We start from the raw sequence: 11,138 nt of genomic DNA on the forward strand, positions 1-11,138 counted from the left end.
CGGCTATAGACTGCGGTGCAGCAGCTCCAGCACCCTCCGCAGCTCGGCTACAGCGACCTGGCCCGGGGCCGAAGGCTTGTGTGCCGCGCCAAAAGTCAGCGCCGAGCCGAAGATTTCTCCGGCCAGACGGCTGATTACACCTTCTCCTGCCATGGACATCGTAATGATCGGACGGTCCGCATATTGCTCCCGCATCGTATTTGTCGCTGCCAGCAAGGTCAGCACATCGCCTGCCTGCTGCGGCATCACAGCAATCTTCGGCAAGTCACCGCCGAGCTCCTGCGCCTGGCGCAGCCGGGAAACAATCTCCTCCCGGGACGGCGTTCCGTGGAAATCGTGATTCGAGACGATCACAAACACCCCGCAGGCATGGGCAGCGTCAATCAGCCCGCGGACAACGTTCTCCTCATTGAACAGTTCCACATCGATAATATCCACATAGCCGCTTTCTGCGGCCGCTTGGTTCAGCCGGATATAATATTCCGTGGCGATCTCCCGCTCGCCGCCTTCCCTGGCGCTGCGGAACGTGAAGATCAGCGGAATATCCGGCAGGACGGAGGAGATCTCAGCCAGCGTTTTCCGGACTGCCGCAAGATCCTCCACCTCTGCAAAAAAGTCGCTCCGCCATTCCACCAGATCCGGTGCCAGCTCCTTCAGCGCCTGGGCCTCTGCCACCAGCTCGGACATTGCAGTACAGACCAGCGAAACGCAGATTTTGGGAATCCCCTCCCCGAGGGTTACATTTTTAACGGTTACAGTACCGCTCATTTTTTCAGCTCCTTATTGTATCAGCATATAGCTAAGCTCACTTTACCGTTCAGCAGCGTCCTGCAGAAACTGCTCAACCTCCGGCAGATACGGCAGCGAAGGAATCGCCCCCTGCTTGCCTACCGCAAGCGCACCGACCGCATTAGCAAATCTGGCTGCTTCGGCCAGTGTTTTGCCTTGGGTAAGCTGCCAGGCCAGGGCTCCGTTAAAAGAATCTCCGGCAGCTACCGTATCCACGGCTTGCACCGGAAATCCGGGAACATGCAGGCTTCCTTCCTTATTCACAATCAACGCCCCTTTGGAGCCGAGGGTCACGATGACGTTCTGTACGCCTTTTTGCAATAACTTACGCGCCGCCTGCTCTGCCTCATCAACACTGTTCACGGCCATTCCCGCCAGGATGCCCGCTTCCGTCTCATTAGGAGTCAGGTAGGTTACATGCTGCAGAAATTCATCGTCAAGCTCCCTGGCCGGGGCCGGGTTCAGGATCACCGGAATTCCATGTCTATGTGCGATAGCGGCAGCATGTGCACACATCGCAAGATCCGTCTCCAGCTGCATCACCACTATTTCCGCTTGGCTGATGACCGGCTCCAGTGCTGCGATATCCGCGGGTCCCATCTCGATATTGGCGCCAGGCACAACGATAATCCGGTTCTCCCCTTCTCCGTCCACCACAATAGAGGCGACCCCTGTAGTCTGCGTTTCACTTCGCCCTATATGCTCAGTACCGATCTGCTCCCTGCGCATCACTTCAAGCAGTTCGCTGCCGAAGGTATCCCTGCCCACTCTGCCGATCATCCTCACATCTGCGCCGAGACGGGCTGCCGCTGCTGCCTGATTCGCGCCTTTTCCGCCTGGAGACAGGGTGAAGCCCTGTCCGAACAATGTCTCACCGGCATTTGGAGCCCGGCTTGTCCGCACCACCAGATCCATATTCAGGCTTCCTATTATCACTATGCCCATTCTTTTCACCATCCTGACTTGTTACTCTCTATCTTACTCGGGATTACTAAGGTTTATCAAACCCCATTCCGCTTGAACGGACAGAAACGGTGTGCTGTTCTTATGGACCAGTGCATCCTCATATACTTAAAAGACACGGCAAAAATTGCCGTGTCTTCTCCTGAATGTATAGCTGTTCAGCGCCTGCAAAAGAATACTGCATTACCCGAGGCTGCGCAAGGCCTACTTTTCGTAGATGACTACGGATTGGGATTCCGGCTCCCATTTTACAGTAGCTTTCAAGGCTTCACTGACAAAGCGGGCTGGCACTACCGTATTGCCTTTTACGATTGCCGGCGCCACCTGAAGACTAACAGCTTGTCCGTTGACATACGCAGTCTTTTTATCAATAAACAGCTTCACTGTATTCCCATCCCGGGTCATGGTAACAGAGCGCTCCTGCGGGTTCCAGACCACCGCGGCCTCCAAGGATTCAGCAATGGCTTTGAACGGTACTAATATGCTTCCCCCGGTCTGAACGGGAGCGACGCCAGAGATGGACTCTTCACCGTTAACGTAGAGCCTTATCCCTTTTTTGCCGGTTTGCGCATACAGCTTGCCCAGCTTTTTATAAGAATTCAGATTCTTCACATTAGCCAAAATGGCTTCTTTCTGTACGTACACGGCATCGGTTACGCTTCCTTTTTGATTCAGCATCTCCGCAAGCGCCGTCAACGCAGCATCCTTGTCTTTAATCGCTTCCAGCCGGGTCTTCATTTCTGGAGTCAGTTCAGTGTTGTAGCGGGTTAACAAAAGCTCGGCGATAACTGCCCCTGCCGGCTTATCCTGCACATTTTCGATCGCATGCAGAAGTCCCTTATATCCATTGTGACCCTTATCTCCATATGTAGCATATGTAGCGGTAGTGACGCTTTCTTTATTCACTTCTTTGCTTTGCTCTTTGTCCTTGTCTTTGTTCTCGTCCTTGTCCTTATCCTTGTCCTTGTCTGCTGCCGTTGATCCATTAGCTGGCACTCCAGCAGCTTCAGTTGCAGCTTCTGCTTTGCCTTTGCCATTGCTGGCGCCTTTTCCGTTACTGTTTTCGGATTTTGCCAGTGCCGCTCCCGACAATACGCTAATGGCCAGAAAACAGCTTGCAAGGATACTGAGGATTTTTTTCATGTGTTCGGTTCCCCCTATGTTGTGGTGTATTTCATTATTTATTTCGGCTGCCAGCTCCAGCTTTATAAGAAAAAAAGGACTTTTGGTAAAATAAGCTCGGGCCGCAAATGGCAACGCTACTATGGCACTAGCTAAGGGGACCTACTTTACAGAAGCCTTCATGCCTTATGAATTACATTTCATAAGATTATCCGGTTTACAAAGTTCGATATGCATTTTTCTGGAAATGTGCTAAAATAGGTGTGCAATCGATTCCACAAAAGTTTTTTTAGTCATTTGAGCAAACGTTTGCACCTTAGATCAAGCCTGCAGTTATACCAGATTTTATTCTAATTATTATTTAGGAGGCTTATCAAGTGAACGAGAACCAATTACCGTCAGTAGCTTATTTCAGCATGGAGTACGGACTGCACGCCGACTTCAAAATGTACGCCGGTGGCCTGGGCATTCTGGCCGGAGACTACATCAAGGGCGCCAAGGATATACAGGCTCCGATCATCCCCATCGGTCTCAAATGGAAGCAGGGCTATACGGACCAGAAGATCGATGCGGCCGGCAATCCTTACGACTCCTATCACAACAATGTCTATGATTTCCTTGAGGATACTGGAGTGAAGGTTACCGTTAAGGTCCGCAAGATTGATGTAGTCTGTAAAGTATGGAAAACCGACCGTTTCGGCAACAATCCCCTGTATCTGCTCGATACGGATATTCCCGAGAATGGCGACGCCTGGATTACAGGCCAGCTGTACGGCTGGTTTGGGGAAGAGCGGATTGCGCAGGAGATTGTGCTTGGGATTGGCGGAGTCAAAGCCATGCGTGCGCTGCAGATTCCAATCGACGTCTACCACTTCAACGAAGGGCATGCAGCGCTGGCAGCCATCGAGCTGATCCGGGAGAAGATGTCCGGCGGCAGCTCCTTTGAAGAAGCCTGGAAAGCTACCCGGGAAGAGGTTGTGTTCACTACACATACACCGATTAAGGAAGGCAATGAGACGCACCCGCTGGACCGTCTGGAGTATATGGGCGCTTTTAACGGCTTGACCCGTGACCAAATGGAGCGGATCGGCGGCGATCCGTTCAATATGACGGTGGCCGGTCTGCGCCTGTCGCGTATTTCTAATGCTGTCGCCCAGCTCCATGCCGATACTGCAAATAAAATGTGGAAGGAAGTCGCCGGCAGATCGAATATCATCGGCATCACCAATGCCATTCATACGCCTACCTGGGTGGATGAACGGATGACCCGCGCTTTTGAGAAAGGCGGCGACCTTTGGGCCACCCACAAGGAAATCAAAGGCGAGCTGATCAGCTTCATTAAAGAACGCTCCGGTATTTCGCTGAATGCGGACAATCTGCTCATCGGCTTCTCCCGGCGGGCTGCCCCTTACAAACGCAGCGATCTGATTTTCTCCCAGCCGGAGATTATCGAGCCTTATCTGGAGAGCGGGCGTATTCAAATCGTCTTCTCCGGCAAAGCCCATCCGCTGGATGACACCGGCAAAAAAATCGTCAGCAACCTTGTAGCGATGATGAAAAAATATCCGAAGAGCGTTGTCTTCCTTGAGAATTACGATATGACAATTGGTGCTATGCTGACACGCGGCTCTGATATCTGGCTCAACAATCCGCGCCGTCCGCTGGAAGCCAGCGGGACCTCCGGCATGAAAGCTGCCATGAACGGTGTGTTGAACTGCTCCATCCTCGACGGCTGGTGGCCGGAAGCCTGCATTGACGGTGAGAATGGCTGGCAGATCGGCGGCGGCTTCGAGACTACAGACTTTACTGTCCTGGATAAGCACGACAGCGATGCCTTGTACGACACTCTTCTGAACCGCGTACTCCCAACCTTCTACGGGGATAAGAATAAATGGGTCCAAATGATGCACAAAAGCATCGAAACCACCCGTACCGAGTTCGCGAGCAAACGGATGCTGGAAGAATACTACAACCGGATGTACATCAAAGGTTAACCTGTTAGCCGAAGTCCCGCCTGCAGCTTCTATGGCTGCAGGCGGGGCTTCTTTTTTATGTGCTGCTGGCGCCGGATACTCTGTTGCGTCCGCTGGTTTTCGCCAGATACAACCCCTTATCGGCGCGTTCCATAAGCCGCGCAATCTCCTCCGGATTCGCAGCTTCACCTGCGGCTGCGCCAATGCTGACCGTAAGGCAGGTACTGACCCCGGAATACTCATGAGGAACCGCCAACCGCTGAACGCGCGCGCGGATTCTTTCACTAAGCTCCATTGCCCCGTCCACCCCGGTATCAAACGCTGCAGCCACAAACTCCTCGCCCCCCAGCCGGGCGGCAAACTGCCGTTCTCCCACCATTTCCGCATGAATCGCCTGTGCCACTTCTTTGATGATCCGGTCCCCTTCAGCATGTCCATAGTTGTCGTTGAACGGCTTAAAATAATCGATATCGATCATGAGTATGGCAACCAGACTGAAAGGTTCTTCACTTTGGTTTAAAAGCCGCTGCATTTGTTGATCAAAGGCCCGGCGGTTTGGAATTTCCGTCAGCGCGTCAATCAGCGATAACCTTTGCAGCTCCCCGTTTGCCCGGGCCAGCTCCAGATGCACCTTTTCATTGCGGATAATTTGCTCCTCCAGCTTCCGGTGGCTGGTTCCCAGCAGAATCCGGTTGTAATAATTGCTGCAGAAGTTCACATACAAAATTCTTGAGGCCATCCAGGTAAAGAAAAGGAACAAGGTCAGATTGATATAATGGCCAATCAACACATTCGAAGACGGCTGAAAAAAAGGAAGCCCAATATATAAAAGCCCTCCAGAGACTGTATACAGCCGCAGTACCATCTTGTTATTGAAATAAAAAATGACCGAAATCCCCACCAGGTTAATAACAAAGGCCATAACAGCCCCGTACAGCCGCTGATCCGACAATGTGACGGCAGTGCCCCAGACCACAAATGTATACGCATATATGGTGAACAGCTTCTCATACAACCGGTAGCTGCCCTCCATCAGCTTGGCATCTCTTTCATAGGCGGTGGCTGCAAGCAAAAAAGCCACATTCAGCCCAACCATAAAAACATACATCATAAAGTAAAAGCTGAAGTGAAAGCTGTCATGAAGCTTGGCAATGGATGCGGCCAGATCAATTACTGCCAAAGCCGATTCAATGCCTATGATGATTCTGGCAAACAGCTTGCCCCTGGAAATATTTTCGCTTAACGTAAGCATGCGTAGTTCTCTGCGTTCCTCCTCTGTCAGCGTGAACGGCAGTCTGATCAGTCGGTCCAGCATGTTGTCTCCTCCTCGCCGCATGGGCTCCACGAAACTCCAACAGAATAATTATCGTTCATTCTTAAGCCTGAGCACAACAGAAAATTCAGGCTATTGCAGACTTATTTAAAATAATTCTAAATAAGTATTGATATTTATAAATTTTTTGATAATATAATATTTATACTTATTCTAAAATCAAATCCTAATACGAGGTGGAATTATTCATGAGCGATAGCCATAACAAACTTACAACAAGCTGGGGAGCACCTGTAGGTGACAACCAGAATTCAATGACTGCCGGTTCCCGTGGACCCACACTGCTGCAGGATGTTCATTTGCTGGAAAAGCTGGCACATTTCAACCGGGAGCGTGTTCCGGAGCGTGTAGTTCATGCCAAAGGTGCCGGAGCCCATGGTTATTTTGAAGTCACTCAGGATTTGTCCAAATATACCAAAGCAGCCTTCTTATCGGAAGTGGGTAAACGCACGCCGATGTTCATTCGCTTCTCTACAGTAGCCGGAGAACTGGGGTCTGCCGATACTGTGCGCGATCCGCGCGGCTTTGCTGTGAAATTTTATACTGAAGAAGGCAATTATGATCTGGTCGGCAATAATACGCCTGTCTTTTTCATCCGCGACGCGATCAAATTCCCGGACTTTATTCATACTCAGAAACGCCACCCGCAGACCCATCTCAAAAACCCCAATGCCGTCTGGGATTTCTGGTCCCTTTCGCCGGAGTCGCTGCACCAGGTGACGATTCTGATGTCAGACCGCGGCATACCGGCCACTCTCCGCCACATGCACGGCTTTGGGAGCCACACCTTCAAATGGGTGAATGCCGAGGGAGCGGCAGTGTGGGTGAAATACCATTTTAAAACAGAGCAGGGTGTTAAAAATCTCGATGTGAATCTTGCCGCTCAAATTGCCGGGGAGAATCCGGATTATCACACCGAGGATTTGTTCAATGCGATCGATAAAGGAGATTTCCCCGCCTGGAGACTGCATGTGCAGATTATGCCTGCAGAAGATGCCGATACGTACCGTTTCGATCCCTTTGATGTAACCAAAGTATGGTCGCAAAAGGATTATCCGCTCATTGAAGTAGGCCGCATGGTACTGGACCGCAACCCCGAGAATTATTTCGCTGAGGTGGAGCAGGCTACGTTTTCTCCTGGTTCCTTTGTACCGGGAATAGAAGCTTCACCCGATAAAATGCTGCAGGGCCGCCTCTTCGCCTATGGAGATGCCCACCGCTACCGCGTAGGCGCCAATCACAACCAGCTGCCTATCAACCGGCCGATTGCTGAGGTTAACAATAACCAGCGCGATGGCGCCATGATTCATGGCAACAACGGCGGCAGTTCCGTCTACTACGAGCCGAACAGCTTCGGCGGAGCGACAGAGTCCCCGGCGCACAAGCCGGCAGCTTTTGACGTCTCAGGGAAAGCCGACAGCGTCTCTTATGATCATGACGATCACTACACCCAGCCCGGGGACCTCTACCGGCTGCTGAGTGAAGAAGAACGAACACGTCTTGTCCGCAATATCGTTGGTGCAATGACACCTGTTGATAAGGATGAGATCAAGCTCCGGCAGATCGGCCACTTCTACAAAGCAGATCCTGAATTCGGCCAGCGTGTAGCCGCCGGTCTGGGGCTGGCAGTACCACAGCAGGGCGAGTAACTCTTCTGCGCTCTATTCACGAATACCCCCCGGCCTGATGACCGGGGGTATTTATGTATGAAATACAGGCTCCACGCTATTCATTAGCTTTCCAGCAAGTTCGTATTCAAGTTGAATACCTCCCATGATGCTGTAATCCGAGCTGCTCACTTTTGATAAAGCCCCATCCACTGCTCCAACTGCACCTTCAGCCCTTCTCTGGCCGAGGCCGGTTCGAGAATCTCCGCATTCGGCCCATACTGCAGAATCCACTTGGTGAATTCCTTTTCATTATTGACAGTCACTTCAAACAGCAGGCTGCCATCATTCTCATCGCTCATCCAGGGATGAACGAACAGCTCTTCTTCTTTAATATAACGGGCGATCTCGGGATGAAACCGCACCCTGAACTTGATGTTTTTGCTGCCACGGTCGATGGACCAGGTGTTTTTCAGATATTTTTTTATATTAAAATTGCCTTTATCAAAGCCCCGGTCAGTCACCTCCACCTCCTGAAAACGGCTGATGCGAAAAGTGCGGATCGCCTGCTTAAGGTGACAGTACCCAATCAGATAAAAACGCTGATCCCGCGGAATCAGGTAATACGGATCAATCTCGCGCTGTGTAAGCGCATTGCGGGATTGGGAATGGTAGATGGCCCGGATACTCCGCTGCTCCAGAATGGCACCAATGATCGGCTGCAGGAAATTCCGGCTTTTTTTGCGGTATGCAGGTTTGCCCATTTGAATAATATCAGCAATATTTTCAAGTATTCCGTTTTGTTTGGATTTTTCCTTCAGATGGGTGCCCATGACCTTGTCATACGCAGTGTGGAATCCTGGGGGGATTTTGTCCTGATTCAGAAATGAGGGTAAAAGAGAGAAGGCCAATGCTTCCTGTTCGGAGAAATCCAGCGGATAGAGAAAAAACTTTCCCATAAACTTATAGCCAGTCCCCCTGCCCTCGTTCGTAACAGGTGCAAAATGGCTAATGATTTCCAAATCCCTGTAGACAGTCCTAATGTTCACATCACATCTGATGGCCAGAGCCGAGGCGGTAATTCCGGGATTGGATTGGATGGCGTTGATAATCTTGAAGATTCGAATTACTTTGTCAGTCATTACTGTAAGCTCCTTAATTTCCTGTTAGTCATGGTCGTTGTACTCGCCACCATAATAATATCAGTTCCCCCCACTCCCTGACCGCCAGCAAAAATACAATACAGTGAAAATCATTAATAAAATGAAGAGAAAAAATCCTCTGTTAGCCCCCTCATCATATGATTTCGCATTCGTCCAATATCGTGCCATTATACGTGCTTATATGAAACGCTCCTTTCCCCAGACGTCCAACCTTCCCTGCTCGAACCAGTAACAAACTCAAGAACTCAAGTGGAAAAAGTGAACTTAAATCTTACCTATGCGGCCTCCCTGGTAGTGCTAGTTGGAAAAAGGATAACTAATTCAGTTGATTCGCACTTTCTACGATGAATTCGCTTAAATTAACTTTACTTTTTCCCACTATTCCATATTCAGCAAGCTTTTCAGGCTATTTAAGTGGACTAATTCCACTTCACTTGTCTGCAGCCCCATGTGATACTACTCTCCTCCCCCCGTTCCTCCTGCAGAACTCCTGCAAAGAAAGAATCCACAAAAAGGAAAGCTTAGTTTCCTAAACAACAGAAAAAGAACCCCTGCTCACAGCAAGGATTCTTCTCATTAATATTTAAGCGGGTGATGGGAATCGAACCCACGCTATCAGCTTGGAAGGCTGAAGTTCTACCATTGAACTACACCCGCACAGGTGTAAAATCGGGATGACACGATTTGAACATGCGACCCCCTGGTCCCAAACCAGGTGCTCTACCAAGCTGAGCTACATCCCGTAATTATGGCGCGCCCTGAGAGATACGGCCGCTTACGCGTCCGATTGCGAAGTCGTGCTATCGAAGCTTATGCTCCAATGAACTCATTCGTTCGAATCTGAGGGGCACTTTGATGAATCAGGAAGTATAAATGGCGCGCCCTGAGAGATTCGAACTCCCGACCTTTTGATTCGTAGTCAAACGCTCTATCCAGCTGAGCTAAGGGCGCAAAATCTATATGGAGCGGACGACGGGAATCGAACCCGCGACCCTCGCCTTGGCAAGGCGATGCTCTACCGCTGAGCCACGTCCGCAAAAACATGGTGCGCGTGAAGGGACTTGAACCCCCACGTCGTGAAACGCCAGATCCTAAGTCTGGTGCGTCTGCCATTCCGCCACACGCGCACACTTCAGAAGAAAAATGGTGAGCCATGAAGGACTCGAACCTTCGACACCCTGATTAAAAGTCAGGTGCTCTACCAACTGAGCTAATGGCTCTCAAATATGGCTGGGGATATAGGAATCGAACCTATGAATGACGGAGTCAAAGTCCGTTGCCTTACCGCTTGGCTAATCCCCAATATAAATAATTAGCAAAATTACGGGATCGGGTGGATGCTCTATACTTCGAGATATAGGATTCTCATCCCTGAAGCAAATTTTGATGGCGGAACCGACGGGATACTCTTCACTTCGTTACGAGATTGCGATGTATTCCTTACGAAGCGGATGCTCCAACGAACCCTATTATGGATTCTCATCTCTGAAGCATATTTTGATGGCGGAACCGACGGGATTCGAACCCGCGATCTCCTGCGTGACAGGCAGGCATGTTAGGCCAACTACACCACGGTTCCAAATTAAGTACTATGGGATCCCCGGAAAGTAATCCGAATACGCTACATAGCATATCTTCACTTTTTGGGGATAAATTGCGGGGGCAGGATTTGAACCTGCGGCCTTCGGGTTATGAGCCCGACGAGCTACCGGGCTGCTCCACCCCGCGTCAGTAAAAAATGTATTCTTTTGAAAAATACAATGGTGGAGGCTGAGGGGTTCGAACCCCCGACCCTCTGCTTGTAAGGCAGATGCTCTCCCAGCTGAGCTAAGCCTCCATAATATGACCCGTATGGGATACTCTTCACTCCGTTACGAGATTGCGATGTATTCCTTACGAAGCCGATGCTTCAACGAACCCAATGGATTCTCATCCCGGAAAACGAAGATGTAATTGGTGACCCGTATGGGATTCGAACCCATGTTACCTCCGTGAAAGGGAGGTGTCTTAACCCCTTGACCAACGGGCCATGATTCATTTAAAACTTGCTACGGAGCCTAACGAAGCTTATGCTCCAACGAACCACTGAGGGCTCTCATCCCTATTCAGGGAAGTATTGCTACGGAGAGAGAGGGATACTCTCACTTCGTTCGAGATTGCGATGCAGTCCTAACGAAGCTTATGCTTC

At 50.4% G+C, this 11,138-nt stretch carries 7 protein-coding genes and 11 tRNA genes; 2 read left to right on the plus strand and 16 right to left on the minus strand.

Annotation, left to right across the window (positions count from 1 at the left end):
• Nucleotides 1–3 precede the first annotated feature (3 nt).
• From aroD to BLQ82_RS30780, 3 genes are all read right to left on the minus strand, one after another.
• Nucleotides 4–768, minus strand: coding sequence for a type I 3-dehydroquinate dehydratase (gene aroD, locus BLQ82_RS30770; protein WP_062520764.1), 765 nt, complete (start codon nt 766–768; stop codon nt 4–6).
• A 42-nt stretch (nt 769–810) separates the two neighbouring features.
• Nucleotides 811–1,734 carry a ribokinase gene (rbsK, locus tag BLQ82_RS30775; RefSeq protein WP_062520762.1) on the minus strand — a complete coding sequence of 308 codons (924 nt, stop codon included), beginning with the start codon at nt 1,732–1,734 and terminating at the stop codon, nt 811–813.
• 222 nt (nt 1,735–1,956) lie between these two features.
• Nucleotides 1,957–2,895, minus strand: a complete 939-nt coding sequence (locus tag BLQ82_RS30780) for a stalk domain-containing protein (protein ID WP_062520761.1) — start codon at nt 2,893–2,895, stop codon at nt 1,957–1,959.
• A gap of 356 nt (nt 2,896–3,251) precedes the next feature.
• On the opposite strand from BLQ82_RS30780, the gene glgP reads away from it, so the two are divergent.
• Complete coding sequence (gene glgP / locus BLQ82_RS30785) at nt 3,252–4,868, plus strand: alpha-glucan family phosphorylase (protein ID WP_062520759.1); 1,617 nt, start codon at nt 3,252–3,254, stop codon at nt 4,866–4,868.
• A gap of 55 nt (nt 4,869–4,923) precedes the next feature.
• On the opposite strand, the gene BLQ82_RS30790 is transcribed toward glgP, so the two are convergent.
• Nucleotides 4,924–6,162, minus strand: a complete 1,239-nt coding sequence (locus BLQ82_RS30790) for a GGDEF domain-containing protein (protein ID WP_062520758.1) — start codon at nt 6,160–6,162, stop codon at nt 4,924–4,926.
• Between the two features lie 206 nt (nt 6,163–6,368).
• On the opposite strand from BLQ82_RS30790, the gene katA reads away from it, so the two are divergent.
• Nucleotides 6,369–7,829, plus strand: coding sequence for a catalase KatA (gene katA, locus BLQ82_RS30795; RefSeq protein WP_062518906.1), 1,461 nt, complete (start codon nt 6,369–6,371; stop codon nt 7,827–7,829).
• 146 nt (nt 7,830–7,975) lie between these two features.
• On the opposite strand, the gene BLQ82_RS30800 is transcribed toward katA, so the two are convergent.
• The 12 genes from BLQ82_RS30800 to BLQ82_RS30855 form a co-directional block, all read right to left on the minus strand.
• On the minus strand, nt 7,976–8,929 hold the full coding sequence (locus tag BLQ82_RS30800; RefSeq protein ID WP_062518907.1) for a helix-turn-helix transcriptional regulator: 954 nt from the start codon (nt 8,927–8,929) through the stop codon (nt 7,976–7,978).
• Between the two features lie 607 nt (nt 8,930–9,536).
• Nucleotides 9,537–9,607, minus strand: a tRNA-Gly gene (locus BLQ82_RS30805).
• Nucleotides 9,608–9,619: 12 nt separating this feature from the next.
• Nucleotides 9,620–9,693 (minus strand) — tRNA-Pro (locus tag BLQ82_RS30810).
• 131 nt (nt 9,694–9,824) lie between these two features.
• Nucleotides 9,825–9,901: transfer RNA gene (locus tag BLQ82_RS30815), tRNA-Arg, on the minus strand.
• Between the two features lie 10 nt (nt 9,902–9,911).
• Nucleotides 9,912–9,986: transfer RNA gene (locus BLQ82_RS30820), tRNA-Gly, on the minus strand.
• Between the two features lie 7 nt (nt 9,987–9,993).
• Nucleotides 9,994–10,077 (minus strand) — tRNA-Leu (locus BLQ82_RS30825).
• Between the two features lie 17 nt (nt 10,078–10,094).
• Nucleotides 10,095–10,170, minus strand: a tRNA-Lys gene (locus BLQ82_RS30830).
• A 7-nt stretch (nt 10,171–10,177) separates the two neighbouring features.
• Nucleotides 10,178–10,252 (minus strand) — tRNA-Gln (locus BLQ82_RS30835).
• 199 nt (nt 10,253–10,451) lie between these two features.
• A tRNA-Asp gene (locus BLQ82_RS30840) sits at nt 10,452–10,529 on the minus strand.
• Nucleotides 10,530–10,604: 75 nt separating this feature from the next.
• Nucleotides 10,605–10,678 (minus strand) — tRNA-Met (locus tag BLQ82_RS30845).
• Between the two features lie 33 nt (nt 10,679–10,711).
• Nucleotides 10,712–10,787, minus strand: a tRNA-Val gene (locus BLQ82_RS30850).
• A gap of 117 nt (nt 10,788–10,904) precedes the next feature.
• Nucleotides 10,905–10,979, minus strand: a tRNA-Glu gene (locus tag BLQ82_RS30855).
• Nucleotides 10,980–11,138 lie beyond the last annotated feature (159 nt).

The sequence above is a fragment of the Paenibacillus jilunlii genome (genome assembly GCF_900102965.1).
GTDB lineage: Bacteria > Bacillota > Bacilli > Paenibacillales > Paenibacillaceae > Paenibacillus_AQ > Paenibacillus_AQ jilunlii.